This is a genomic window from Martelella limonii, assembly GCF_013344475.1.
In the GTDB taxonomy this organism is placed as follows: domain Bacteria; phylum Pseudomonadota; class Alphaproteobacteria; order Rhizobiales; family Rhizobiaceae; genus Martelella; species Martelella limonii.
Genome location: NZ_JABUOU010000005.1, coordinates 60359 through 86641, shown reverse-complemented (window position 1 = coordinate 86641; position 26283 = coordinate 60359). Strand labels below are relative to the sequence as shown.

Here is a 26283-nt window from a genome sequence, read left to right as displayed (position 1 = left end):
CCGTTATCGGCCGTCACCGTCAGCTTGGCCTTCTTGACCTCGAAAGCGCCTTTCTCATAGCTCAGCGTATAATTGCCCGTCGCATCGCCCGAAAGCGTGCCGCCGGCTGCGGTCGTGATGTAGGTGGCCCCGGCAATCGAGCTCTTGTCGGCATCCGTGGTGACGCTGACGCCTGTCAGAAGCGCGCCCGTCTGATCGTTCTTCCACCCGGTCACCGTGTAACCGATCGTCGGAACAGCATCGCCATAGATCATCGAGCCGTTATCAGCCGTGACCGTCAGCTTGGCCTTCTTGACCTCGAAAGCGCCTTTCTCATAGCTCAGCGTATAATTGCCCGTCGCATCGCCCGAAAGCGTGCCGCCGGCTGCGGTCGTGATGTAGGTGGCCCCGGCAATCGAGCTCTTGTCGGCATCCGTGGTGACGCTGACGCCTGTCAGAAGCGCGCCCGTCTGATCGTTCTTCCACCCGGTCACCGTGTAACCGATCGTCGGAACAGCATCGCCATAGATCATCGAGCCGTTATCGGCCGTCACCGTCAGCTTGGCCTTGTTGATCGTCACCACGCCGGGCCCGTAGACGGTGCGGTAGGTGATCCCGTCATCGCCGACAAACTTTGGCTCGCCCGAGATGGCGTAGCTGCCGACATTGGATGTCGCGTTGGCTTCCGTCGTCAGCGTCGGCGCGAAAACGCCCGCGCCGCTGTGACCACCGTAAACGCCGGAATAGGTGAGCGGGCCCGGCGCATCGCCATAGGTGATGGTCTGGCCATCGGTCTTGACGAAGACCACGTCGGAGAGCGCATATAGCTCCGGATAAAAGTCCTGGCTCGGCGGTGCCCAGACCGTCTCGAAATCCCAGCCGGCGGCCGAAGCCAGCGCGTAGAACCCGGCCGTATCCTGAAACTGTTCGGTGGTCAGCCCGGTCACTTCGCCGTCGCCTGTGCCGACGCCGTTCGACTGGTTCGTCTTGTCCGTATCGAAATAGGATGCCGTGATCGTGCCAGAATTGTTGTACCCGACCAGCCCGCCGACATGGCGGCTGCCCGTAACGCTGCCGCTCGCATAGGCATTGCTGATCGCGAGAGAACTGCTCCCCCCGACAAGCCCGCCGACAAGCCCGCCGACATCTTCGCGGCCCGTTACGATGCCGGTCGCATACGCATTGCTGATCGTGCCAGAACTACTCCACCCGACCAGCCCGCCAACCTCGTAGCGGCCCGTTACGCCGCCGGTCGCATACGCATTGCTGATCGTGCCAGAAGCATTCCTCCCGACCAGCCCGCCGACATTGTCGCTGCCCGTAACGCTACCCGTAACGCTGCCAGTCGCATAAGCATTGCTGATCGTGCCAGAATTGTACCCGACCAGCCCGCCAACATAGCTGCCGTCGCCGACAACGCTGCCGGTCGCATAGGCATTGCTGATCGTGCCAGAACTGTACCCGGCCAGCCCGCCAACCTCGTAGCCGCCCGTTACGCTGCCGCTCGCATACGCATTGCTGATCGCGCCAGAAGCATTCGTCCCGACCAGCCCGCCGACATAGCCGCTGCCGGTAATGCTGCCGCCCTCAAGGCCGACATTGCGGAGGATCGAAGCGGAACCGGCATATCCGAAAAGACCAACACTATTAGTATTGGGGCGATAGATTGTTAGCCCGGTGATTACATGTCCGTCGCCGTCAAATGTGCCGGTGAACGATGTGTTGTTATTCCCGATCGGCACGAAGCCGCCAGTGCCCCATATGCCGCTGGCATCATAATCTTCGGCTGCGGCGTCTGTGACACTGGCGTCGATATCGCCGGTCAGCCGATAGCTTGCGGAAAGATTGGCGCCGATGAGCTGGAGTTGGTGCAGGTTGGAGACCGTGATCACCCCATCCACGGGCGCTGCCGCCTCGGAACGCAGGATCGGCCGCATATCGCCAGCCTGATACCAGGTGTTGGTGAAATCGAAGCCCCTAAACGAACTTGCAGAACGCGCCTCGGCCGTCGTCAAACCGGTCACGCCGGAAGCATCGCCTGAGCCGACGCCATTTGATTGGCCAGTCGTCTCCCTGTCGAAATAGGAGTTCTCGTTCGTACCGCCTTCGCTGTAGCCGAACAGCCCCCCGACATCGATGCTGCCCTCAACGCTGCCGCTCGCATAGGTATTGTAGATCGTACTATAAAAATTGTGACCGACCAGCCCGCCGACAGCAGTGTCGCCCGAAACGATACCCGTCGCATAGGCATTGTTCAAAGTACTAGCAGCGTTGTACCCGACAAGTCCGCCGACATAGCTGCCGCCGCCCGTGACGCTGCCGCTCGCATATGCGTTGCTGATCTCGCTCGAAACATTGAACCCGACAAGACCGCCGACATAGTCTCCGCTGCTTGTAACGCTTCCGGTCGAATAGGCGTTAGTGATCTTGCCAGAAAGATTTAACCCAACCAGTCCGCCGACACTGCCGCTCCCCGAAACGCCGCCGGTCGCATAGGCGTTGCTGATCTCGCTCGAAAGATTGTACCCGACCAGCCCGCCGACAGCCTCATTGCCTGAAACGCTACCGCCCACAAGGCCGACATCGCGCAGGATCGAACCGGTATCGGTATATCCGAACAGGCCGACATAACTCGAGCCTGATCGATTGATCGTCAGCCCGGTAATCACATGACCGTCACCATCAAACGTGCCTGTGAATTTGGAAATGTCGTTCCCGATCGGCTCGAAACCCGCGCCGGAATTCCAGCCGGCGGTCGCGCTGGCGTCAATATCCGTTCCGAGGGCATATGTGCCCGAAAGATTGGTGTTGATGGCCTGGAGATTGTCGAGCGTGTTGACCAGCATGTAAGCCGTCAGCGTCGTGCTGAAGCCCGCATTGGCAGAATAGCCGATCGGCGCGGCGTAAGATCCCGGATTGTAGTAGAGCGAAACCCCGCCGCTGGCGGTTGCCTTGATGCCAGAGCCGAAACTGACCATGCCTTTGCCGGTGGCGCCGCTATCGGCGCGCAGCACGATCTGGGACCCCGTGTGCCCTGAAAGATTGGCGTTGACAGCGATGTTGCGATAGGCCGAAAGCGTCAGCGTGGAGCCCGAGGACCATGTTACGGCATCGGCAACGGTGATATCGCCGTCCTGGCTGCCGCCGGAGCCGGTCGAGACCGTGACATTGGCGCTAGAAAGCGCATTCTGCAGCGTGGCGACATTGATGACGCTGTTATCGCCCGATGCGGTGAAGCCGGACGACGTCTGGTTCTCGCCGTTCGAAATTGTGACATTATAGGGATCGAGCAGCAGCGAGCCGAAGCCTGCAGCGCCCGTCAGATCGGCAAAGCCGGTGTAGGAAAGCAGCGCCTTGCCGGAAACCTCGGCATCGCCGCCGGTTCCGGTCGCGCCGGTGGCGCTGATGCGGCCGGCGAACTCGGTGCGGTGATCCGACCACAGCACCACCGAGCCGCCATCGCCCTGGGAGACTGCATCGGCGCTGATCACCGTGCCGGCGCTCACCGTCAGGATATCGGCATGCGGGATATCGCCCGTGCCCTGCCAGTCGCCGCCGATGCGCACCTTGCCGCCCGCGCCATAGCCGGAGGCATCGATCACGGCGTTATCGAGATTAATCTCAAGCCCGGTGATTTCGATCGCGCCGCCTCTGGTCGTCTTTGGCTGGGCGGATTTCGCGCGGGTCGAGACCTTGCCCGTGACCTTCACCTTGCCGCCATCGCCGCCACCAAGCGTGATCTTGCCATTGCGGCCCGAAACAGAGCGCGCCTCGGCAACGCCGGAAAGATTGACGGCATTGCGGGCCGCCGCCCGCGCCGTCGCCGCCTTCATCACGATCACGCCGCCTTCGGCCGTCACCGTGCCGGAGTTTTCAACCAGCGCCTCGCCGTCATCAATCAGCGACGAGGGAACCGCCACCTGCATGAAGCCGTCGCCGGAGAGATCGAGCGTGATCTCCTCGCCGGCGCCAAGCCCGGCCTTGCCATAGGGCACGGCGATCAACCCACTGTTCTTCACCTTGCCGCCCATCAGCGCGGCATAGCCGCCGCGCCCGATCGTCACCACGCCCTCGTTGGAAACCGTGCCGGACGCGCCATTGCCGCGGAACACCATATTGCCGGACATGAAGTCGTCGTTGGTGATATCGAGCGTCGAGGCGACGAAACCGCCGCCAGCTTTTATCGTGCCCGTCGGCGTGATCGCGATGCCATTGGGGTTGACGAGAAAGACCTGGCCATTGCCGGAAAGCGCCCCCGCGATCGAGGACTGCGTATTGCCGGTAACGCGGTTGAGGATCGCCGCATTGACGCCAGGCTGGACGAAATTGACGCTGTTGGCCTGGCCGATATCGAAGCTCTGCCAGTTGACGATCGCCCTGTCGGAGCCTTGCGTTACCGTCATCGCGCCGCCGACTGAACCAATATGGGCAGAACCCGAGACCACCTGCCCCCCGGTTGGCAGCGCATCGCCCGCAAGCGCCGGCAAGGACAGAACCGAAGATGCCAAAAGGCCGAGCGCAAAACGCGCCGAAAGGCGCGCAACCTTCTTACGTTGACTCGCGAAATAACGGTTCACCATGCCTCCCAGAAAAGTCTCGTTCTGCGCCGCACCAAACTTTAGTATTCCAAGGCCTTAAAGCGCCGATCGGCATTGAACGCCTTCGCCGATTTGCATCTAATCTTCTACTGCAATCAAGTTCTGAACGAGAGAGGAAATAAAAGCAGCCAAAGGGGCCAGCGCCGATTATAAACAGGCGTATCACGACCGCACCGACCGCAGGACGATGCCCCGAAACGAAATCTATGACCGCAAGAACAGACGAAGAGGCGCAAAGCCTTTCTGCTGAAGCGGCCAGATCTGGAAGGCTGAAATCTGTCGTTGAAAGTCATTTTTGCGACAGGGTCATCGAGGTTCGGCCGCCGCCGCGGATTTTCCGTGCGGATCTGAAGAAAGGGATAAGGCTTAGACACCGCGCCGGTCGAGCGACAGCCAAACCGCGACCCCGTCGGGAATGCGTGCCCTCGCCTCTTTGCGTTATCGGGCATTTCATATCTTCGGTCCCCCATTGCCCGTGGGTTCTCCTTGAGCATTCGCGATCGCTGCTCAGCGCAGCCACATCCTGACTAAAGAAAAGAAAACCCCTTGTATCGCTCGAACGTCCTTAATTATATGCCGAACGTCCTGAAATGGCATTCTCCGGCACTGCATCGGTCCGTTTCAGAGGCGCGTACATCAGTCAGACCAGATATATTTGGATGCGGCGGCTTTTGATGAGGGCACCGCGCCCACATGCGGCTGGTGCCTGGCGGCGGTTTAATCCCCGCACAGAAGCTGAAAATGGTGCGTGAGTTCTACAGATAAGAACCGTTGAAAACGGGAGGGTTCAGGGCGGTAACGTCATCGGGAAGATCGGCGGTATCAAGCATGGCCAGAACCTACCAAATCCCAACCTGCATTGCCTTTGGAATTTGCCGCCCTGAGTCATCATGCCGCAGCTATTCGATTGTCTCCGGCGTCCTCGCCGTGATCGCATGAACCCGCCGCCAATCGAGGCCCGCAAACAGGGCTTCGAACTGGGCGTGGGTCAGCGTCATCAGGCCATCCTTGATGCCGGGCCAGGTAAAGGTGTGCTCTTCCAGCCTCTTGTAGCCCAACACGATGCCCGAGCCATCCCAGTAGATCAGCTTCAGCCGATCTGCCTTACGAGACCGGAACACGAAGACCGTTCCGGTAAACGGGTCGTTGTGCAACTCGTTCTTTACCAGCGCCGCCAGTCCATCATGACCTTTGCGGAAATCTACCGGTTTGGTCGCCACCATGATCCGCACGCGGTTCGATGGAAAGATCATGACGTGGCCGCCAAGGCACGCGCAATGGCCGCGATCCTGGAAGCAGATGCGCCTTCCTCAAGACGAATCGTCACCGGACCGACGACGATCTCGGGGCGACTGAGCATTTTAGGTGGCTGTTCCGAAACAGGCGGATCAACGATCACCGCCGCGAACTCCACCGCATCCTGCGGTGCTGGCAAGATCAGCTTGCCCTGCCGTGCCATCGTCCGCCAGGTGGAAAGGCTATTGGCTCGTAATCCATAGCGCTGGGCAACTTCATTAACCGTAGTGCCAGGCTTCAAGCTCTCCGACACGATCCGCGCCTTGACCTCATCAGGCCAATGTCGGTGAACCTCACGTCGAGTCTTGCCGGTTGTGAGAAACTCCAATGTAGTCTCCATGGAGAAACTCCCGTTCTTCATCCATGGAAACCTCGATCACAGATCAGGCGACGGCGCACAATGTGGGGGCAGAACATCGGTTACGTTGAGAGGGCCAATGATGCGCACAAAGCACCAATTCTAATCAGCTTCAGGGGTCTTGATGGGATATGAACCTTCGACCCGTTGTTTGGCAGCTGTAGCGGCATTGGTGTTCTAGTTTGGGCAACAAGTCGCACTCCGGAATGCCCGGTATGCGGCCATCTGCTGACTGTCCGATCCTGGCCGAGAGTTCCAGAAAGCCGATGTTCGATCAATGACCTTTTGTTGGCCGTTCGCAGCCGGCCCCTGCGAACGACACATCCGTAACCGTGCTAAAACAACAGATTGGGCAACCACAGGGCAAGTTGGGGCGCGGCCAGCATCAGGGCAATCATCGCCATCAGCGCAATGATGAACGGAGTGACCCCGATGAAGACATCGGTCAAATCACCCCTTCCCCGGACGCCATGCACGACGTAGCACAGCATGCCGATGGGCGGCGTCAGCACCGAGGTCTCGGCGACCAGCACCATCATCACCCCGAACCAGATCGGGTCATACCCAAGGCCAACGACGATTGGCGTGACGATTGGGATGGTTAGCACGATCATCGCCAGCGTATCCATGAACATGCCGAGCACCAGATAGACCGCGAGGATGAGCAGCATCGTGGCCAGGGGGCTCCAATTCAACCCGCGAACAAGATCATTCACCGTGCCCGCCATGCCGGTCGCGCCGATGACGAAGTTCAGCAGGAAGGCCAGCAGCGTGATCAGGATCATCATCGACGAGGTGCGAACCGTGCCGATGAACACCTCGACCATCATCGACCAGCTCAACCTTCTGGAAAGCGCCGTCAGCACCAACGATGCAATCACGCCGATCGAGGCGGCCTCGGTCGGCGTCGCCCAGCCCGCATAGATCGACCCGATCACCACAGCAAAGAGCCCGAGCGGCGGTGCGAGGTCGGACAGGCTGTGCAGCAAGGCCCTGGCCGTGATGGGCGCACGGTCGCCATCCAGCGACGGCTTGACGACGCACAAAACCAGAATGGTCAGCGAAAAGATCAACGCTAGCACGATGCCGGGAACCAGGCCCGCCATGAACAGCCGCGGCACGGAGGTATCCGTCAAAAAGCCGTAGATGATCATGTTGATCGAAGGCGGGATCAGAATACCCAGCGTGCCGCCGGCCGCCAGGCTGCCCAGAAACAGGCGCTCGCTGTAGCCGTGGCGATCGACCTGCGGCATCGCTGTGGTGCCGATGGTCGCGGCCGTGGCGACGCTCGATCCCGATGTCGCGGCAAACAGCGCGCTGGCACCGATATTGGCGTGCATCAGCCCGCCCGGCAGCCAACCGAGCCAGGCCGAAACGCCGTTATACATCCGGTCGGCGATCCCCGAGCGCAGCAGGATCTCGCCCATCATGATAAACATGGGGATTGCGATCAGGGTGAACTCGATGCTGTGCGACCAGGCGATTTCGCCAAAGGCGCGTTGCAGCGGCAGCGGCGTCAGCAGCCAGTCCAGCAGCACCGCCAGCCAACCAAGAACCGCGGCAATCGGCAAGCCGAGGGCGATCAGCAGGAACAAAAGTATTAACGCTATGCCCATGTTACAGTCTCCGCAGCGCCGATTCCGACGCGCCCAGTTCGGCCGCAAGCGCCTTTTCGCCGCGCACCAGGGCACGCACGAGATCAAACAGCAGCGCGATCAGACAGATCAGGAAAAAAATCAGCCCCGCCAGCCACAGCGCCTGCGGTATCCACAACGGGGTGGCGAGCGGGGTGCTGGCGCGCGCGCCAAGGCGCAGCGATTCCGCCAGCGTGCCCCAGGCATGAAAAACGACAATGCCGATGATCCCGGCAAAGGCGGCCAGCGCCAGCACGTCCAGCAAGCGCTGCACCCTGGCCGGCAAGCGGAGATAGACCAGGTCGACGCGGATATGGGCGCGCATGAACAGCGCCTGCGCAAAACCCCAGGCCATGGCGATGGCAAAGGCGTAGCCGGCCAGTTCGTCGACGCCGACGAGGCTGTGGTGAAACAGCCTCCGCGCCAGGATTTCTGCCGTCATGAGCCCAGCGGACCCCAGCAGCAGCAAGCCACTGCCGATGGTCGCAAAACGGGCGAGACGCGCCAGTTTGCGAGAGATCAGATTGTTTTCCAATCTCTTACCTCGCCGGGTCGAGTTCGATGTCGACGACCTCGCCGACCGTTTCGTTCCAGCGCTGAACGCAATCGGCGCCGCAAGCCTGTGTGAATTCGGGCATCACATTTTCAGCGACAATCGCGCGAAGATGTTCGTTTTCGGCATCGGTGAGTTCGACCAATGTCAGATCGGACTTGGTCAGGTTGCGCGGCGCGGTCGCCTCGGGCTCGCAGCGATCATCGCCGACCGAGCACCAGATGCCCTGCTGGGTCGCGACGCGGGCCATTTCCCAACCGACAGGCTCAAGCTTCTCGCGAATCTCCGTGCGCAGGAATTCCTGCACGGCGGGGTCAAGTCCATCCCATGTCGTGGAATTGGCGACGATGAAGTTGACGCCCCAGCCGACCGTGAGGTCGACAAGGTGGGTCGCGACATCGGTCCACTTGGCGTTGTTGCCGGAATTGGAACCGGTAAAGGCGCAATCGATCACGCCGCGCTGCAAGGCGGGCACGACTTCGTTGAAGGCCATGGTCACGGGTGTGGCACCGAGCGCGGCCGTCAGCGACGAGGTCGTGGTCGAAAACACGCGAACCTTCTTGCCGGTCAGGTCATCCAGGCTCGTCACCGGAGTGGCGCACCACAGCACCTGCGCGCCCGTCGGCCAGAAGCCGAGCGGCACCACGTCCAGGCGTTCGCGATATCGTTCCTCAAGCACCGGGCGGTAGACTTCGATGACCTGCTGCAACGTGTCGATATCCTGTGCCAGCCCGGCAAGGTCGATCGAGTCGTTTTCGGCCAGTTCGCCGGAGATCAGCGTCGTGCTGCCCGCAATGATATCGGCAACGCCAGAGGCGGCAAGCCGCATCAACTCGGGGCCCTTGACGCCCAGGTCGGTCATGCTGACGGCGTCGGCAGTGACCTGACCGTTGCTGTCGGCGGGAATGGTTTCATTCCAGAACGGCTGCAGGACATTGGTCCAGTTCGGCGAGTTGACGGGCGAACCGATGACGGACAGTTCCGTTTTCGGCAAATCCTGCGCAAAGCCTGCAAGAGGCAGCAGCCCGACAATGGCTGCGGCGGCAACAAACTTGTGGGATATCTGCATGTGTGTTCTCTCTCTGTTGGTTTGAGGGCGGCCTTGCCAAGGCAAGGCCGATCTGGCGGCTTATCGCGCCGCTTCTTTCATCTTGCCGTGGGAAAGCCCACGGTCAGGTGGAGCAATATTGAGCCGCACCATGTCGCGCAGCAATTGCACGATGGCCATCGAGCTTTCGCCCTCCGCGCCGTCGACGATGAAACGCGAGGTGCAGTAGCGCATTTCCCAGCCGCCGGCATCGAGGCAGGCGCGGATCACGCGTTCTTCGGTCTTGGGGTCCTGAACCAGTTCCTTGTCCTTCAACAGGAAACCCAGCATCGCCGCGACGCCGTACGCGCCCCAATTCGAGATCGAGGCGGGCAGGAAGATATCCGTCGCCGTCACCGTGATCGCGCCGCCCGGCGTGTCGGTCTGGGTTTCGCGGCCATAGGGATGAAAATCCTGCATGAAGGAATGGATACGGCCGAAGCCGATCTCATTGCCATTGTCGCCGATGCCGATGCTCAGCACATTCTGTGCCGCGGCCTGATCGAACAACGGCGCGATGTTGACGCAGCCTTTCGGCGCCACGCCCGTCGAATAATGCACGATGCCGCTTTCGTTCGGCCCCAGCCGCTCGATCGCGATGATCGCCTTGGGCTGCATCTTTGCAAGAAGCTCGCTCGCCCATCCGTCGATTTCGGCCTGATCCTCCGGCGCCGTCACCTGCGCTGCCCCCATCCGGCGGTCCTTGGCCAGATCATAGTCGCGGATCATCAGGCCCGCTGCCTCTGACGAAGCCTTGATCGGCGGGGCATGACAGACTTCCGAAACATAGACCGGCACGGCCTTAAGCCCCCAGTAAAGCGCGCGGGCAAGCGAAACGGCGCCGGGCGGGCCGTCGCTTTCGCCATGGGGCACTTCGGGCATGTAACCCGCGCCGGTCACGATCAGCACGACATCGCCTTCACCGACATGCTCGACGAGCGCCTCGGCAGCGCGCGCGGTGATCGGACGACCGCCGCCCTCGCGTCGCGCCTCGTTGTAGATCGGCGCAATGATATTGTGGTTCATGCCGCGGTTGCGCATTTCAACAGTCACCAGGCGGTCGACATATTCACCAATGATATCCGGCACAGTGCTTCCTTCTTCTTCAGCAGTACTTTGCGCTGATCGTAGTGAAGCGCTGCGCGGTGTGGCGAATCGAATTTTGGAATACGGCATCAGGAAATGTTATGCCATTGCGGAAAACGTTCATTCATGTTTGCCTGCATCGGGGCCATTTCCGGTTCAAGGAGACGAGGTTGCGATCCCTCAATCACCGCCAGATGCTGGCCTTTCGCGCCGTGATGCGGCCAGCGGCAGCATGACGGCCGCTGGCCGCATCCTGCACATCAGCCAGCCGGCTGTGACCCGGTTGGTGCGCGACCTGGAAGCCGATCTCGGTATAACCCTGTTCGCCCGCAAATGGTCGAGCGTCCGCCCGACGACCGAAGCCGTCGCGCTGTTTCGCGAGGTCGAAAAATACTTCGATGCCATGGAGCGGATTCGCGACAACGCCCGGCAAATGCGCGAGCAGCAGGATGGACGGCTGAGGATTGCCGCCATGTCGACGCTTTCGTCCGGTGCCTTGCCCGAGGCCATCAGGCGGTTTCGGGTCAGGCAACCCGAAACCGATTTCTTCATCCATTCCGATAATTCGGTGCATATCCTGGACGCCCTGCAGCGCGACGAATTTTCGGTGGGCCTGTGTCGCGTGCCGCCGGAGCGCACGGATATCGACCGTCTGGAGATGCCCGTTTCATCAGCGATCTGCCTGCTGCCGAGAGAGCATGAACTGGCGGCAAAGGACATTGTCACCGTCGAGGACCTCGCCAGGCAGCCTTTCATTTCGCTCGGCGTGAGCAGCCTGCTTCGGATGCAGATCGAAGCCGCGATGGAGGCTGCGGGCATTCAACCCGGCAGGACGGTGCAGACGCTCTATTCCAACACCGTTCCAAGCTATGTTTCCGCCGGGCTCGGCATTTCTGTCGCCGATATCTTCTCCGTCATGGCGATCAACCTGGAAAAGATCGCTGTGAAGCCGTTCGCGCCGGAGATCGAGTTTCGCTTCTCCGCTATCTTTCCGCCGATTGCCAAGACACAGGGAGCGGAGCTGTTTTCACAAGTGTTCTTCGACGTAGTCAAGGACCAGATCGCAGACGTCGAAAATCTGTTCCGGAATTAGGCGTTCGATCCCAGAGTTTGATGGTGCGATGTTTTCCATGGAATGGAAGGAAGCACTATGGGGCAGATACGTCACGGCAGCGCCACGACCACGCACGCAGTCCGAGCTGCAATATCAGGATCGCTGAGAGGCCGTTCTATCAGGACTCAAAGTCGATAAAATCGACGATCCTGCCATCACGGAGCTTGTCCACCATTCTCGATGATTTCTCCCGATATATCGTGGGCTGGAAGCTGTGCACGAATATGAAAGTTGGTGATGTGACTGAGACGCTGAACATTGCACTGGCCGCATCCGGCTGCGATAGCGTCAAGGTGGAGCACAAACCGCGACTGCTGTCGAATAATGGCGGATGCTATATCGCCGAAGATCTGGCGGACTGGCTGAAGGACAGGAAAATGGAGCAGCGTCATGGCGCGCCCGGTCATCCGCAGACACAAGGCAAGATCGAGCGCTGGCACCAGACGCTGAAAAACCGGATCCTGCTCGAGAATTACTTCTTCCACGAGGGCCTGGAAGCTCAGATCGGTGCATTCATCGACCATTACAACAACCGACGATACCGCGAGAGCCTCGGCAACCTCACGCCGGCAGATGTCTACTTCGGCAGAAGAAATGAAATCCTGAAACAGCGAAAAAGGATCAAGCAACAGACCATTCAGCACCGCCGCTTGCAACATCACGCAAACGCCGCTTAAATCAACAAACCAGACGAGCCAGACCCTCCTGATAGCCAGACCCCATTCTGTCCATAACCATTCGACGACGGGCAGTTCTGGTTAGTCCTCCAACGGGTAGCACCATGGAAATTTCCTCCGATCGATATGGCCTGCCTGTATCCTCTTGCCCGCTCAATCCGCCCTTTTGGTGTCCCGTCCGTGGTTCGAGTGTTTACTTGCCCTTGCATACCAGCCTTCAGGATTGCCCTTGACCCTGACACTAGCGTCAACCCGCTAGGAACGTCGCGAAGCGCAGGAACGCGCACGTTCATTGGAAAGGAAAATCAAGATGAATGAAGACTGGCAGGGCAAGGTTGCCATCGTGACGGGCGGGAGTTCGGGCATAGGGGAAGCCACGGCATTGGCTCTAGCGGCACAGGGCGCCAATGTGGTCATAACCGGTCGCAATGAGGCGAAACTGGCCGGTGTGGCCGCGAAATGCGCAGCGGTCGCGACCGTGCGCGCCGATGCCGCCGACCCAACGGGCAGCCGGCGCATTCTCGAGGCCGCGCTTACCCGCTGGGGCCGGCTCGATCTGGTCGTCAACAATGCCGGCGCCGGCAGGCCGCTTCCGATCGGCGCCTATGACGGCGAAGCGATTGCTGAGATTTGTGCGGTGAACATCACCGGTCCATCGCTTCTCCTGAAGGAGGCTTTGCCGGCGCTTCGGGAAACGAAAGGCGCGGTCGTCAACATCGGGACGGCCGTCTCGCAGAATGCCGCACCGGGCCTGGCGCATTATGCGGCGACCAAGGCCGCGCTCGAACATCTGACGCGAGCCTGGGCCGTCGAGCTCGCTGGCGATGGCATCCGCGTGAATACCATCGCGCCCGGACCGGTGAAAACCGGTGCGCTGACCGGCATGATGGGGCTTTCCCCTGAGATGGCGAGCACGATCGAAGAGGCCGAAGCCGCTGAAATCCCGCTCGGCCGTCGCGGGGCGACAACCGATCTTGTGCCGTGGATATTGCGGCTCGGCAGTTCCGCCAACGAATGGCTGACCGGTCAGGTCATCACAATTGATGGCGGATGGTCGCAGAGGGGCTGAAGCGTCTATCGGTCGTTAACTCCGAGCAGAACTGTCCGGAGGCTGCTGCCTGCCTTTCGGTCCTTGAAAAGGCGGGCGCGTCATCTGACATGGTCGTCAACGAAGATTTGCCGAAAGGTCCCGATATGCAGATCAAGGAAGCAGCCGAACGGCTCGGCATTACGGAGCGCATGCTGCGCCACTATGAACGGTCGGGCCTGATTGCGGCCCGACGGCTGGAAAACGGCTATCGCAGCTACAACGAAGCCGATCTGCGACGCGCCGGCCGGATCCGGGATTTCATCGCGACTGGCTTTTCGGCGCGTGAGGTCCGGGCGATGGCGGCTTGCCTGTCGGACGAAGGTGCGGGACCGTGCGCGGGCGGCGTCACCCAGCTTCTGACCAAGCTTGAACATATCGATCGGCTGAAAGCGGAGCTCGACGTAAAACGCGCGGCCGTACTCGAACGCCTTACGTCATTTCAGGAGGCGCTTGAGAAGCTTGAGCAGGCCGATGGCACTGTCACACCTGACAAAGCCGCAAAGATTGCGAGATCTCCCGAGCACCGTGAAACACTCTGACAGGCATTATGGACAGGGGAAGCGCCTGATGCGCAAGCTCTTGAAAGGGCCATGGCCGCGAGTGATGATCACAGACAAACTGGGATCCTACGGCGCAGCAAAGCGAGAGATCACGCCTTGAATCGAGCATCGCTCCCACAAAGGGTTGAATAATCGGGCGGAGAATTCTCACCAGCCAGTCACGCGACGAGGGCGGATCATGAAGCGCTTCAAGTCACAGCGACATCTACAACGCTTTGTCTCCCTCCATGATCCGATCGCCAATCTGTTCCACATCCCGCGCCACGACATCCCCTCCAATCATTATCACGAACTGCGTTCCACAGCGATGAACCTGCGGGCGAAAAAGGCCGTTGTCATGGTCTGCCCTCGTTGCCGTTAAGTTTACGATGCCGGCGCGACTTCCTCTGCGACGGCATCCCCCTTCGGATACGGCGCGGATGCCTTGGGCACCGGACTATTGCCGAGCGAAACGATGGCCTGCCGGCAAGCGAGGAAGCGCGTTGAAAGGACGGATAAGATGGAACTCTTGCCCCACTAACCTTTTGATCGGTCTGGCATTTTAATAAGCAGCGGGGGTATTGACCGCTCCTGAACGGTGTCCCGATGTTTTCAAGGATCTGGAATAGCTATCTCGCCCCTCTTCTCGGCCGGCCTGCACATGTGCAGATCGCCGCGCTCTGCTATCGACAGGGAAATGCCGGACCAGAAGTCCTGCTCATCACGTCGCGCACGACCAGGCGCTGGATCATCCCGAAGGGATGGCCGGTGGCCGGCACGGATGGAACGGGCACGGCGCTGGAAGAGGCGTGGGAAGAGGCCGGGGTTCATCGTGGCGCCGAAGCAAGGCGCATCGGACGCTATCGCTACAAGAAGATCGTCGATGGAGGATTGCCGGTGACCACGGATGTGTATGTCTACGCGACCAAGGTGGTTGAGCTTGCCGACAGTTTTCCGGAAATGGAGGAGCTTGAGCGCAAGTGGATGCACCACGACGATGCGGCACGGGTCGTGGGGGAGCCTCAGTTGAAGGCGATCCTGAAGGATCTTCCGGCTCTTCTCGAACAGGTGCGTTGACGTTGAGAGCCGAGCCACGAGCCGGCGGTTTTCAGGACTTCAAGGAAGATCATATTGACCGATGACGCCACCCGGCAGTGGAAGACGCTCGACAAGGACCTGAACCATCTTTGTCCCGCTTTTGATGGTCAGGAATGGATACCGGAAACGCATCTCAAAGCCGGAACGTTGCCGGTCTCGAGCATCATTCCTGTGCCGAGACATGATTCAGCGCAATTATCCAACGCCCCATGCGCTTGCGCATCAGGCGCGTGTTGATACCCCGCTGATTGCCGGCTTTGCGGGTAAGTGTAAAGCTGCTGACAAGCTGGGCCGCATCATCCGCGAGCATCTCTATTCGAATGTCTGAAAACGCGAGCGAGCCTTGCGAACCAGGGGCGCCGCCGTATTCCGCGATATAGTGATCGAGGGTCGCCTGCCAGTCCTTCTGGATCCGCCCGCGCGAAACAAAGATCACATCCGGGTTTGCAAACCCTTCCATGTAGCCGGCGAAATCGCCGCGATTCCATGCTGCTTCCATTTCGGCGATCACAGCGCGGATGGCTTTCTGCGCGCTCATTGCGTCTCTTCCGGTTTCATCTCGGCGCTATCCTGCCGCCTGCTGACCACCTCATGCGCCGCGGAGATCAGGTGCCGGCGCAGCGCGCTTTCGGCCGCCTCGGGGTTCTGGTCGAGGATCGAATCCACGATCTGCTGATGCTCGAGCGAGGACCGTTTGAGCCGGCCGGCATCCCCAAGCTGGTATTTGCGGAACGGCGCGAGCTTCAACCGCAGCGCCTCTGCCGAGGCGATGATATCGGTGTTGTGACAACCAGCGAAGATCAGCGTATGGAAGCGGGTGTTCAATGACTCGTAGGCACTGCTGTCAGCAATCGCGGCGAGACCTTCCATCTCGCGATGCAGCTTCTGGAGTTCGGCACGCTCGCTCATCGTCATACGGTGACAGGCAAGCCGTCCGCAGACCGCCTCAAGCTCTGCCATCGCCTCGAACATCTCATCGATGCGAGCCGGCGAGATACGCGTGACCACGACGCCCTTGTATGCAATACGATCGGCAAGCCCGCGACCGCAGAGGATGTGAAGCGCCTCGCGCACCGGCGTGCGGGACACCGAAAACTGGGCAGCGATGGCGGTTTCATCCAGTTTGGCTCCGGCGGGAATGCCTCCGCTGATGACCTGCTCTTCAAGTTCTCCCGCGATCCTGTCCCCGAGGCTCATCTTTTGCGCCGATGTTTTTTCCAGCATTTTCATTTCCTTACATCCGGACTGGCGCAAAGTGAACCAGATCGCCCCAGCCTTAAGATGATAAATTACACAATGCACTTGCCATATGACACGTTAGTATACAGTATGTGCACAAAAAATCGGAGAACGCGGTTGTTTCCTCGTTCGGGTGCCGATTATTGTATTCTTATAAGCAAAACACGACCTGATTGTCGACAATCGGATCGTTTGGTTCATAGCGCGTCCAGAGGCTGAGATTATGGCATTCACGACCCGACCCGAACTCAGGGGCACTTTTGGTGCCGTCTCATCCACGCATTGGCTTTCCGCTGCCGTCGGCATGTCCATTCTCGAAAAGGGCCACACGGCCTTTGACGCGGCAGTTGCCGCAGGCTTCGTACTCCAGGTGGTCGAGCCGCATCTCAACGGTCCAGGTGGTGAGGTTCCAATCATCGTGTCGCCGGCCGGCGCCGACAAACCCGTGGTGATTTCCGGCCAAGGGCCGGTTCCTGCCAAGGCCACGATCGAGCATTATCGCGGCCTTGGCCTCGATCTCATTCCGGGCACGGGCATGCTCGCCGCCTGCGTTCCCGGCGCATTCGGGGCTTGGCTGACGCTGTTGCGCGACTATGGCACGGCCGAACTCGAAGATGTGCTGGCGCCCGCGATCGGCTACGCCGAGAACGGCCACCCGCTCGTGCCGCGCATCGCCAACACCATCGCCGCCATGCGGCCGCTGTTCGAGACCCACTGGCCAACCTCTGCTGCAACCTATCTTCCCGGTGGCAAGGCGCCTGAAACCGGCAAGCTGTTCCGCAATCGTGAACTGGCGGCGCTCTACACCGAACTTCTGAAACAGGCAAACAAGGCCTCCACGCGCGAAGCCCGTATCCAGGCTGCCCTCGATTTCTGGTATCGCGGGCCGGTGGCGGAGAAGATCGCGGCGTTCTGCGAGAACGAGGACGTCTGGGATGTCTCCGGGCGTCACCATCGCGGTCTGATCACGGCCGACGACATGGCGAATTTCACGCCGAAGATCGAAGCGCCGGTCTCCACGACCTATGGCGACTACGAAGTGTTCAAATGCGGTCCGTGGTCGCAAGGTCCGGTCCTGCTGCAGATGCTCAACATCCTGAAGGGCACGGACATCGCCTCGGTCGACCCGATGGGACCCGACTTCGTCCATCTCGTCGTTGAGGCCGCCAAGCTCGCCATGGCCGACCGCGAAAGCTGGTATGGCGATGGCGGCGACGTACCGATGGCAACGCTGCTGTCAGACGCCTATGCAGACACCCGTCGCGCGCTGATCGGCGATGAAGCCTCTCTCGAAGTGCGCCCCGGCAGGCCGGACGGCCGCAATCCGCCGATGCCGCCGCATCGAAAGGTTGGAACGATCGCCCAGCCCGGCCTCGGCGGCGGCGAACCAACGGTGGCGAAGGAGCAGAAACTTCCCAATGATGCGGCAGGCGAGCCGACACTGACCCGTGAAGGCGCCCAGCGCGGCGACACCGTGCAGGTTTCCACGGTCGATCGCTGGGGCAACATGGTTTCGGCCACGCCGTCCGGCGGCTGGCTGCAGTCGAACCCGGTCATTCCTGGCCTCGGCTTCTGCCTGACCACCCGCGCCCAGATGTTCTGGCTGGAAGAAGGGCTTAATTCGTCGCTGAAGCCCTCCGTTCGCCCGCGAACGACGTTGACGCCTTCTACCGTGTTCCGCGACGGAAAGCCCTACATGGCCTTTGGCACGCCCGGCGGCGATCAGCAGGACCAGTGGCAGTTGATCATGTTCCTGCGTCATGTCCACGCCGGCATGAACCTGCAGGAGGCGATCGACGCGCCTTCCTTCCACACGGACCATCTCCCGAGCTCCTTCTGGCCGCGCGAGATCAGCCTCGGCGCCGTCACCATAGAAGGACGCTATGGCGAACAGACCCGCGCCGAACTTGCCCGGCGCGGCCACAAGCTTACCATCGGCGATGACTGGTCGGAAGGCCGGCTTTCGGCGGTGGCGCGAGAAATGGATGGCGCCTCGCTTCTGCTGAAGGCGGGAGCCAACCCGCGTGGCGTGCAGGGCTACGCCGTCGCACGCTAGGGCTTCGATCCGACCCAGCTTAACGTACCAACCAAGAAAGAGGGAATAATGAAAACGCCAATTCACCTTGCACTGCTCGCAAGCCTCGCCCTTGGGGCCATGGCCGCAAGCCCCGCCGCAGCCCAGTCTGTGCTCAATATCGGCCTGCAGGATGATCCGGACACGCTCGATCCGGCCACCAACTGGAGCTTCGTGGGCCGTCACGTTCTGCAGTCGCTCTGCGACAAGATAGTCGATATTGACGAACAGGGCCAGATCGCGCCGAAGCTGGCGACGAGCTGGGAGTGGAACGATGACTCCACCGCCCTAACGCTGCACCTGCGCGACGATGCCGTGTTCCATGACGGCACGCCGATCAATGCCGAGGCGATCAAGTACAATCTCGAACGCAACCTCAACATGCCGACCTCGCGCCGCAAATCCGAGATCAGCGCCATTTCATCGATCGACGTCGTTGACGGCACCACCGTCACGATCAACCTTTCGGCCCCGTCGGTTCCGCTGCTGGCGGCCCTTTCCGACCGTGCCGGCATGGTCATCAGCCCGAAGGCCGGCGAGGAACTGGGTGAAAACTTCACCAATGCTCCGGTCTGCTCGGGTCCGTACAAATTCGTCGAACACGTCGCCCAGGACCGCATCGTTCTCGAAAAATTCGACGATTATTACGATGCCGACAGCTACTCATTTGATGAGCTCATCTTCCGCGGCATGCCGGATTCCAACGTTCGCCTGCTCAACCTGCGCTCCGGCCAGCTCGACCTGATGGAACGCCTCGCCGCGACCGATGTGGCTGCTACCGAAGCGGACGCGGACTTCTCCGTGCTGCCTGTCGTCGGTCTCGGCTATTACGGCGTCACCTTCGACATCGGCGGAGAAGACGCCAATCTCGACGCCGGCAAGAAGGCACTGGTGCGTCAGGCCTTCAGCCTCGCCATCGACCGCGACGCGCTGAACCAGGTCGTGTTCGAGGGTCAGGCCGCCACCGGCAACCAGCCCTTCCCGCCGCAGAGCTTCTGGTACGATCAGGAATTCCCGGTTCCCGCCCGGGATGTCGAGGCCGCCAAGGCCAAGATGGCCGAAGCCGGCGTCGAGAGCGTCGACCTCGAGGTTCTGGTGCCGACCGATGCGGAACGCCAGCAGGTCATGCAGCTTGTCCAAGCCATGGTCGGCGAGATCGGTATCAACGTCTCGATCAAGCCGACGGAACTGATGACGCTACTCGATATCGCCCGCCAGGGTAAGTTCGAGGCCCATCTGGTTGGCTGGAGCGGTCGCGTCGACCCCGATCTCAACATCACGCCGATGCTCTCCTGCGGCGCGGCCGGCAATGACGCCCACTACTGCAACGAGGATATGGACAAGCTGCTTGCCGAAGCCAGGGCCCTGAAGGACCCGGATGCACGCAAGGAAATCTACAGCGAAGTGATCTCGATCCTGCAGGAAGATCTGCCGATCGTCTATCTCTACCACTCGAAGTGGATCTTCGCGATGAACTCGGATGTCCAGGGCTTCAAGGCCTATCCGGACGGCATCATCCGCCTGACGGGCGTGACAGCCGAGTGATACCGACGGTCATGACAGACACGGACGACAGCGCATCGGCCCTCAGGGCCGATGCTTCCCGCAACAATGTGCTAGAAATTGACGGACTGAGCGTTGTCTTCCACGGCGATGACCGGGCGACGACGGCGGTCGATGGGGTGAGTTTTACCGTCAAGCACGGTCGTACGCTCGCCGTTGTGGGCGAATCCGGCAGCGGCAAGAGCGTGACGTCGCTTGCGATCCTCCGGCTTTTGCCGAAACACAGTGTCGAAATCTCGGGCCACATCCGCTTCGGCGGCCGGGACCTTCTGCATGAACCTGAAAGCGTGTTGCGCAACCTGCGCGGCAACCGGATGGCGATGATCTTTCAGGAGCCGATGACCTCGCTGAACCCGTCCTACACGGTCGGCGACCAGGTGATGGAAGTCATCCTGCGCCACACCGACATGGCCAAGCGCGAGGCCCGTCAACGGGCAATCGAGATGCTGCGGCTGGTGCGCATCCCGTCGCCCGAGGTGCGGTTTGATCAATATCCTCACAATCTCTCCGGCGGCATGCGGCAGCGGGTGATGATCGCCATAGCGCTGGCCTGCGATCCGGAATTGCTGATTGCCGACGAACCAACCACCGCACTCGATGTGACCGTACAGGCGCAGGTGCTGGACCTGATGCGCGAACTGCAACAGAAGACCGGCACGGCCATCATTCTCATCACCCACGATCTCGGCGTTGTTGCTGAAAGCTGCGACGATGTGATCGTGATGTATGCGGGGCAGGTGGTCGAGCAGGGCACCGTCGAACAGCTCTTCGCCTTTCCCCAGCATCCCTACACAGTAGGCCTGCTAGGCTCCTTGCCGCGCCTTGATGCAGCCCGTGAGCGGCTGGCCACGATCACCGGCATGGTGCCGGACATGTCGGCGCCGCCCACCGGCTGCCGCTTTGCTGAACGCTGTCCCTTCCGCTTGGAAAAATGCGCCGAGGCACAGCCGCTTCACGAAGTTCGGGACGGCCATTTCAGCCGCTGCTGGCGCACCCCGCTCGAGGAGCTAGTCCCTTGACCGATTTTCAGACCCCGATCCTCGAAGTGAAGGACCTCAGTTGTCATTTCGTCGTCAAGCGTGACCTCCTGGGTCGCCCGAAGGCCAAAGTCCAGGCGGTCGACGACGTTTCACTGAAACTGATGCCCGGGGAGACGCTCGCCGTCGTCGGTGAATCCGGCTGCGGCAAGTCGACGCTTGGCCGGATGATGATGCGCCTGATCGAACCCATCACCGGCAAGGTCTTTCTCGACGGTGAGGATATCACCGCGCTCGGTCATCATGAATTGCGCTTGCGCCGCCGGCATGTCCAGTTGATCTTTCAGGACCCTTATGCCTCGCTCAATCCGCGCATGACGATCGGGCAGACGATCGCCGAGCCCCTGAAGCTCTACAATATCCTGCCGGCATCCAGACGCCGAGCGCGCGTTGATGAACTTCTGAGCCTCGTCGGCCTCAGGCCAGAACAGGCCAATCGCTATCCGAACGAGTTTTCCGGCGGCCAGCGTCAGCGCGTGGTCATTGCCCGCGCGCTCGCCTCGGAACCGAAGGTGATTGTCTGCGACGAGGCCGTTTCCGCGCTCGATGTCTCCATCCAGTCGCAGATCCTGAACCTTTTGAAGGATCTTCAGGCGCGCTTCAACCTCGCCTTCATCTTCATCTCGCATGATCTGAGCGTGGTGAAACATATCAGCGACCGCATTGCCGTGATGTATCTCGGCAAGCTGGTCGAGCTCGGCACCTCGGCGCAGATTTTCGCCGCCCCCCGCCACCCTTATACGCGCGCACTGCTGTCTTCGATCCCGGTCGCGGCGACGCGCACCATCAGGCCACCGGCGTCCGAAAGGCTCGTGGGCGATCTGCCGAGCCCGATCGCTCCGCCCTCCGGCTGCCGTCTGCATACCCGCTGCCCGCATGCGCGCGCCGAATGCAAGTCCGTATCGATGGCGCTGGAAGCGGATGCGCACGGCCATGCCAATGCCTGTCCGTTCTGGCGCGACCTGCCGGTGGCTGACCTCGGCCTCGACGATCGGGAAAGCCGCGATCCGCGCCTGGAAGCGCTGTTTTCCGCCTTCGAGGCCTTTGCAGCCGAAGGGAGGGCCGCGCCATGACATCGCTTATCGCGCGGCGCCTGCTGCAGCTCATCCCGACCCTGATCATCCTGTCGATGATCATCTTCTCGTTGCAGCATCTCCTCCCCGGCGACCCGGCGCTGATGCTTGCCGGTGAAAACCCGAGCGACGAGATGATCGCCGCCATCCGCGCGCAATACCATCTCGACCAGCCAATTCCCGTCCAGTACCTGTTTTGGGTAAAGGGCGTGCTTGCCGGCGATCTCGGCATGTCGATGCGCCACAACCTGCCGGTGCTCGACCTCATCATATTGAAACTGCCGGTGACGCTGCAGCTCGCGGTCATGGGCATTGTCGTTGCGATGGTTCTCGGTATCGCCGGCGGTATTGTTTCGGCTCTGCGTCCCAACAGCGCCATCGATTATTCGGCCAATGTGGTTTCGCTTGCCGGTATCTCGGTTCCGAATTTCTGGCTCGGCATTCTGCTGATTCTGTTCTTCTCAGTGCATCTCGGCTGGCTGCCTGCGTCCGGCTATGTCAGCCCGTTCAAGGATTTGCGGATGAATCTGGCGACGACCGTCATGCCGGCCTTCGTGCTCGGCACGGCGATTGCCGGCATCATCATGCGCCACACCCGCGGGGCCATGTTGCAGGCGCTGGAAAGCGACTATGTGCGCACCGCACGCGCCAAGGGCCTCAGCGAATGGAAAGTCGTCTTCAAGCACGCGATGCGCAACGCGCTGACGCCGATCATCACGCTCGGCGCACTCGAATTCGGCACCCTGCTCGGTGGCGCCGTGCTGACCGAGCAGATATTCACCATCCCCGGCTTCGGCAAGCTCATCGTCGATGCGGTGTTTACCCGCGACTATCCGGTGGTGCAGGGCGTGGTGCTGGTTACGGCCGTGTTCTACATCCTTCTCAACCTTCTGGCGGATATCGGGTATATACTCGTCAATCCGAGACTGCGAGGCTAACCATGTCAGCGATCCCGGAAACCGAGAAGGCCACACGCGCGCCTATTCTCGGCCTTTTTCAGAGTCGCGTCTGGCGGCGTCTGCGGAAGCGCAAGAGCGCGCTGGTCGGCCTCGGCGTCGTTCTGTTCATGCTGTTCGTCGCCATCTTCGCCCCCCTGCTTGCCCCTTACGATCCGACCGCGCAGAGCTGGACCGCGGTGCGTCAGGCGCCCTCGCTTGCCCACTGGATGGGAACGGACGAGGTCGGCCGGGACATTCTCTCCCGCATCATATGGGGCACGCGCGCTTCGCTTCTTGCCGGCCTCACCTCGGTCGCCATCGCGATCGCCATCGGCGTGCCGCTCGGCCTTGCCGCTGGTTTTCTCGGGGGTGTCATAGACGGTTTGATCAGCCGGTTCACGGACGCGCTGCTCGCCTGCCCGTCGCTGATTCTCGCCATCGCGCTCGCCTCGTTCCTCGGGCCAAGCCTTACCAATGCGATGATCGCCATCGGCATTACCGCGACGCCGCTGTTCATCCGGTTGTCGCGCGGACAGGTGCTGTCGATCCGGAACGAGGAATATGTCGAGGCGGCGAGCGTCGTCGGCAATCCGCGCTGGCGCATTGCGGTGCGTCACATCCTGCCCAATATCCTGCCGCAACTCACCGTGCAGGCGACGTTGACGATCGCCTCCGCCATTATCTCCGAGGCAAGCCTTTCATTCCTTGGTCTCGGCCTGCAACCGCCTGACCCTTCCTGGGGTTCGATGCTGAATACCGCGCAGCGCTTCATCTCCAGTGCGCCGTGGATGGCGATGTGGCCCGGGATCGCGATTTTCTCCACAGTCCTTGCCTTCAACCTTCTCGGCGACGGCCTGCGCGACGCGCTCGATCCGCGCGCGCGCTGAGGCTGAACGGCAAATATTTCCCAAGGACAGACATGCGTCGTTTTCTGCCCGATCAGTTCACCCTTCTTCTGCTCGCCACCGTGGCTCTGGCCTCATTGCTGCCGGTGACCGGCGCGGCGGCGGGCTGGTTCGCGATTGCCACCAAATGCGCCATCGCACTGCTGTTTTTTCTCCAGGGCGCCCGATTGTCGCGCCAGGTGGTGCTCGGCGGTCTTTTGCACTGGCGTCTGCACCTCGCCATTCTCGCGACGACTTTCGGCATCTTCCCGCTGCTGGGCTTCGGCATTGCCCATCTTTTGCCGTTCGAGCTGCCAGATGGCATGCTGGCCGGCATCCTGTTCATCGCCGTCCTGCCATCCACCGTGCAGTCCTCCATCGCCTTTACTTCGATGGCTGGCGGCAATGTACCGGCGGCGATCTGCGCGGCGACCGCCTCCAACATCGTCGGCATGTTCGCGACCCCGCTGCTGATCGGCATCATGCTGACTGCCGGCGGACATGGCGGATTTTCCTTTGATGCGCTTTACCAGATCCTGCTGCAATTGCTTGTGCCCTTCATCGTCGGCCAGCTCCTTATGCCGTGGATCGGCGGATGGGTGCGCGGCCACAAGAAGATTCTGTCGCCGGTGGATCGCGGTTCGATCCTGATGGTGGTTTATCTCGCCTTTTCCACGGCGGTTGCCGAAGGGCTCTGGCTGCAGCTCTCGCTCGCCGATCTGGGCGAACTCGTGGTCATCAACGCGTTCATGCTGGCTGTGGTACTAACGCTGACCATGTTCGGCAGCCGGGCACTGGGCTTTACGCGTGCCGATGAGATCGCCATCGTGTTTTGCGGATCGAAGAAAAGCCTTGCAAGCGGCGTCCCGATGGCCGGCGCGATCTTTGCCGGACAAAGCGTTGGCGCGATCGTTCTGCCATTGATGCTGTTTCACCAGATGCAACTGATGATCTGCGCGGTCATCGCCCAGCATTACGCCCGCAGCGCTCTCAAACCGGTGAAGACCTGACAGATCGGCCCGAGGGGCATCGTAACGTCAACCGGGCGGAGAATTCCCACCACCACCCTTTAGCCAGTTCAGTGTGGCTGAACAAGTTGGCAATGCCGAGCCGAGACACCGCTTCCCCATCAAAGCTCGGGGGCAAACATCTCGGCGGACGATCTGGCCCCAAAAACAGGCGCAAGATCAACTGCGGAGCGCGCGCGCCGACACTCACCCCGCTGACGGCTATCGCCAAGGCTGCGGCGACAGGGGCAACCTCTGAGGCTTTTTAGCTAGTTGCCGACCACCGACGGCCGCCAGAGCGTGAGCTGGGGCCAGAAGGTGATGACAAGGATCGAGGCGTTGCTCAATTCCGGCGCACCGAAGCCCGGTCAACTCGTTTCCCAGCGCGAGCTGGTAAAGCTCACCGATACCACGCTTGGCTCGGTTCGTGAGGCGATTGCCAGGTTTCAGACTGAAGGCTTGCTGATTCCGCTGCCGAAGCGCCGCCTTATGGTGCCGAGCATGGATATCCAGTTCGTGCGTGAAGCTTACGAGTTGCGCAGCGTGCTGGAACTGGCCGCCGTCGACGCTGCGATGCGGACTATTCCAAAGGATACGCTCGAATTCTGGATCAGAGAGTTTGAACGGGCAGAGGACGCCGCGCCCGGTCAGGAGCACGAACACGCCGAAGCGCTACAGAAGCTGGACTGGTCGATGCACAACGCGGTGATCGGGAGTATGCATAACGAGCTGTTTCTCAACGTCTATCGGGTGACGGCGATCAAGATCCGGATGGCCGTGCAATACCGGCTGCGCGTCACCCCGTTCAATGCCGAACGCGTCGGAAGCGAGCATCTCGCCTTCCTCATCCCCATGCGTGAAGGACATGCGGAGGCGGCCAAAGGCGCCTTGCAACAGCATCTAGACAATTCGCTGACCCTCGCCTTGGGCGGCACGATCGCCTGATTGCGAGGAACCCAAGTGAAACGCTTCGCCACCGCGTCCGCAAAGCTTGGAGCTAGCGTTCGAGCTGGGAAGGCAATTTTCCGCGCGCTGTCCCGTTAGTCGCCTTCTCTTGGAAAAAAGGAATGCCGCGCCCCGTGCAGTCGCCGCTTCAACCTGCATGCAGCAGGCACAGCGTTACCTGAGGACATAGAACAAGGATCAGGATCCGGACGCAATCTGTTGTTTGCCAGTGAAAGCTGACACGACGTGGCCTTATAGTTCCACCGAGATACACCCTGGATATAGGCCTCTTGGATCACCGCCGTCAGAGCCTTCGTGCGGCGTTACCCTTCAAACCGGGTGTCTGCGGAAGCAGATCTTGTTTTGCCCCCTATGGAGGCGGTGCAGAGCCGCCGTTGACAGCTGTCATTACAT

General features: G+C 60.9%; 21 protein-coding genes and 2 pseudogenes. 14 read left to right on the top strand and 9 right to left on the bottom strand.

Annotated features, from left to right (window positions below; translation table 11 throughout):
- The 7 genes from HPQ62_RS12370 to HPQ62_RS12340 form a co-directional block, all read right to left on the bottom strand.
- On the bottom strand, nt 1-4556 hold a 4556-nt coding region (locus HPQ62_RS12370; protein WP_174802870.1), incomplete at its 3' end, for a GLUG motif-containing protein.
- A 920-nt stretch (nt 4557-5476) separates the two neighbouring features.
- Complete coding sequence (gene tnpB / locus HPQ62_RS12365; RefSeq protein ID WP_174802869.1) at nt 5477-5830, bottom strand: IS66 family insertion sequence element accessory protein TnpB; 354 nt, start codon at nt 5828-5830, stop codon at nt 5477-5479.
- A complete protein-coding gene (gene tnpA, locus HPQ62_RS12360) occupies nt 5827-6213 on the bottom strand; it encodes an IS66-like element accessory protein TnpA (RefSeq protein ID WP_244629668.1) in 387 nt (128 codons plus the stop codon). Before tnpA ends, tnpB begins: the two co-directional genes overlap by 4 nt.
- Before the next feature lie 353 nt (nt 6214-6566).
- Nucleotides 6567-7847, bottom strand: a complete 1281-nt coding sequence (locus HPQ62_RS12355) for a TRAP transporter large permease (RefSeq protein WP_174802867.1) — start codon at nt 7845-7847, stop codon at nt 6567-6569.
- A 1-nt stretch (nt 7848) separates the two neighbouring features.
- The gene (locus HPQ62_RS12350) at nt 7849-8400 is read right to left on the bottom strand and encodes a TRAP transporter small permease subunit (RefSeq protein WP_174802866.1); all 552 of its coding nucleotides are present in this window, start codon (nt 8398-8400) and stop codon (nt 7849-7851) included.
- A gap of 4 nt (nt 8401-8404) precedes the next feature.
- Nucleotides 8405-9487 (bottom strand): TRAP transporter substrate-binding protein, encoded by a 1083-nt coding sequence (locus tag HPQ62_RS12345; RefSeq protein WP_174802865.1) that lies wholly within the window; start codon nt 9485-9487, stop codon nt 8405-8407.
- Nucleotides 9488-9547: 60 nt separating this feature from the next.
- A complete protein-coding gene (locus HPQ62_RS12340) occupies nt 9548-10594 on the bottom strand; it encodes a glutamate cyclase domain-containing protein (RefSeq protein WP_174802864.1) in 1047 nt (348 codons plus the stop codon).
- Between the two features lie 73 nt (nt 10595-10667).
- Between HPQ62_RS12340 and HPQ62_RS12335 the strand changes: the two genes are divergently transcribed.
- The 6 genes and pseudogenes from HPQ62_RS12335 to HPQ62_RS12310 all read left to right on the top strand — a co-directional run bounded on the left by HPQ62_RS12335 (nt 10668) and on the right by HPQ62_RS12310 (nt 15088).
- A complete protein-coding gene (locus HPQ62_RS12335) occupies nt 10668-11684 on the top strand; it encodes a LysR family transcriptional regulator (RefSeq protein WP_244629667.1) in 1017 nt (338 codons plus the stop codon).
- A gap of 185 nt (nt 11685-11869) precedes the next feature.
- Nucleotides 11870-12382: pseudogene (locus tag HPQ62_RS12330) on the top strand (transposase); the annotation flags it as partial.
- 310 nt (nt 12383-12692) lie between these two features.
- Entirely contained in the window at nt 12693-13451 is a 759-nt protein-coding gene (locus HPQ62_RS12325; protein WP_174802862.1) for an SDR family NAD(P)-dependent oxidoreductase, read from the top strand.
- An 89-nt stretch (nt 13452-13540) separates the two neighbouring features.
- On the top strand, nt 13541-14011 hold the full coding sequence (locus tag HPQ62_RS12320) for a MerR family transcriptional regulator (protein ID WP_174802861.1): 471 nt from the start codon (nt 13541-13543) through the stop codon (nt 14009-14011).
- Nucleotides 14012-14030: 19 nt separating this feature from the next.
- Nucleotides 14031-14393 (top strand): annotated as a pseudogene (locus HPQ62_RS12315) (DDE-type integrase/transposase/recombinase); the annotation flags it as partial.
- A gap of 224 nt (nt 14394-14617) precedes the next feature.
- Nucleotides 14618-15088: an NUDIX hydrolase gene (locus tag HPQ62_RS12310; protein ID WP_174802860.1), complete on the top strand. Its 471-nt coding sequence runs from the start codon at nt 14618-14620 to the stop codon at nt 15086-15088.
- 184 nt (nt 15089-15272) lie between these two features.
- Here the strand turns inward: HPQ62_RS12310 and HPQ62_RS12305 are convergent, their stop codons facing one another.
- Both HPQ62_RS12305 and HPQ62_RS12300 read right to left on the bottom strand, forming a co-directional pair.
- A complete protein-coding gene (locus tag HPQ62_RS12305) occupies nt 15273-15647 on the bottom strand; it encodes a YybH family protein (RefSeq protein ID WP_174802859.1) in 375 nt (124 codons plus the stop codon).
- Nucleotides 15644-16333, bottom strand: a complete 690-nt coding sequence (locus HPQ62_RS12300; protein ID WP_174802858.1) for a GntR family transcriptional regulator — start codon at nt 16331-16333, stop codon at nt 15644-15646. The genes HPQ62_RS12305 and HPQ62_RS12300 overlap by 4 nt, the downstream gene beginning before the upstream one ends.
- A gap of 238 nt (nt 16334-16571) precedes the next feature.
- Here HPQ62_RS12300 and HPQ62_RS12295 point away from each other — a divergent pair, with 238 nt between their 5' ends.
- The 8 genes from HPQ62_RS12295 (at nt 16572) to HPQ62_RS12260 (ending at nt 25869) form a co-directional block, all read left to right on the top strand.
- Nucleotides 16572-18404, top strand: coding sequence for a gamma-glutamyltransferase family protein (locus HPQ62_RS12295; protein ID WP_174802857.1), 1833 nt, complete (start codon nt 16572-16574; stop codon nt 18402-18404).
- A 48-nt stretch (nt 18405-18452) separates the two neighbouring features.
- The gene (locus tag HPQ62_RS12290) at nt 18453-19967 is read left to right on the top strand and encodes an ABC transporter substrate-binding protein (RefSeq protein ID WP_174802856.1); all 1515 of its coding nucleotides are present in this window, start codon (nt 18453-18455) and stop codon (nt 19965-19967) included.
- 11 nt (nt 19968-19978) lie between these two features.
- A complete protein-coding gene (locus HPQ62_RS12285; RefSeq protein ID WP_174802855.1) occupies nt 19979-21004 on the top strand; it encodes an ABC transporter ATP-binding protein in 1026 nt (341 codons plus the stop codon).
- Complete coding sequence (locus HPQ62_RS12280) at nt 21001-22095, top strand: ABC transporter ATP-binding protein (RefSeq protein ID WP_174802854.1); 1095 nt, start codon at nt 21001-21003, stop codon at nt 22093-22095. Before HPQ62_RS12285 ends, HPQ62_RS12280 begins: the two co-directional genes overlap by 4 nt.
- Nucleotides 22092-23033: an ABC transporter permease gene (locus HPQ62_RS12275; protein WP_018067024.1), complete on the top strand. Its 942-nt coding sequence runs from the start codon at nt 22092-22094 to the stop codon at nt 23031-23033. The genes HPQ62_RS12280 and HPQ62_RS12275 overlap by 4 nt, the downstream gene beginning before the upstream one ends.
- A 2-nt stretch (nt 23034-23035) precedes the next feature.
- Entirely contained in the window at nt 23036-23920 is an 885-nt protein-coding gene (locus HPQ62_RS12270; RefSeq protein WP_174802853.1) for an ABC transporter permease, read from the top strand.
- 32 nt (nt 23921-23952) lie between these two features.
- Nucleotides 23953-24927 carry a bile acid:sodium symporter family protein gene (locus tag HPQ62_RS12265; protein WP_174802852.1) on the top strand — a complete coding sequence of 325 codons (975 nt, stop codon included), beginning with the start codon at nt 23953-23955 and terminating at the stop codon, nt 24925-24927.
- Between the two features lie 270 nt (nt 24928-25197).
- Complete coding sequence (locus HPQ62_RS12260; RefSeq protein WP_244629666.1) at nt 25198-25869, top strand: GntR family transcriptional regulator; 672 nt, start codon at nt 25198-25200, stop codon at nt 25867-25869.
- Nucleotides 25870-26283: the final 414 nt, after the last annotated feature.

Bases quoted from the DNA above. Each gene is read 5' to 3' on its own strand.
- HPQ62_RS12265 (WP_174802852.1), top strand. From the start codon at position 23,953: ATGCGTCGTTTTCTGCCCGATCAGTTCACCCTTCTTCTGCTCGCCACC.
- HPQ62_RS12275 (WP_018067024.1), top strand. From the start codon at position 22,092: ATGACATCGCTTATCGCGCGGCGCCTGCTGCAGCTCATCCCGACCCTG.
- HPQ62_RS12295 (WP_174802857.1), top strand. From the start codon at position 16,572: ATGGCATTCACGACCCGACCCGAACTCAGGGGCACTTTTGGTGCCGTC.
- HPQ62_RS12355 (WP_174802867.1), bottom strand. From the start codon at position 7,847: ATGGGCATAGCGTTAATACTTTTGTTCCTGCTGATCGCCCTCGGCTTG.
- HPQ62_RS12270 (WP_174802853.1), top strand. From the start codon at position 23,036: ATGTCAGCGATCCCGGAAACCGAGAAGGCCACACGCGCGCCTATTCTC.
- HPQ62_RS12325 (WP_174802862.1), top strand. From the start codon at position 12,693: ATGAATGAAGACTGGCAGGGCAAGGTTGCCATCGTGACGGGCGGGAGT.
- tnpB (WP_174802869.1), bottom strand. From the start codon at position 5,830: ATGATCTTTCCATCGAACCGCGTGCGGATCATGGTGGCGACCAAACCG.
- HPQ62_RS12310 (WP_174802860.1), top strand. From the start codon at position 14,618: ATGTTTTCAAGGATCTGGAATAGCTATCTCGCCCCTCTTCTCGGCCGG.
- HPQ62_RS12285 (WP_174802855.1), top strand. From the start codon at position 19,979: ATGACAGACACGGACGACAGCGCATCGGCCCTCAGGGCCGATGCTTCC.
- HPQ62_RS12290 (WP_174802856.1), top strand. From the start codon at position 18,453: ATGAAAACGCCAATTCACCTTGCACTGCTCGCAAGCCTCGCCCTTGGG.
- HPQ62_RS12320 (WP_174802861.1), top strand. From the start codon at position 13,541: ATGGTCGTCAACGAAGATTTGCCGAAAGGTCCCGATATGCAGATCAAG.
- tnpA (WP_244629668.1), bottom strand. From the start codon at position 6,213: ATGGAGACTACATTGGAGTTTCTCACAACCGGCAAGACTCGACGTGAG.
- HPQ62_RS12345 (WP_174802865.1), bottom strand. From the start codon at position 9,487: ATGCAGATATCCCACAAGTTTGTTGCCGCCGCAGCCATTGTCGGGCTG.
- HPQ62_RS12300 (WP_174802858.1), bottom strand. From the start codon at position 16,333: ATGCTGGAAAAAACATCGGCGCAAAAGATGAGCCTCGGGGACAGGATC.
- HPQ62_RS12305 (WP_174802859.1), bottom strand. From the start codon at position 15,647: ATGAGCGCGCAGAAAGCCATCCGCGCTGTGATCGCCGAAATGGAAGCA.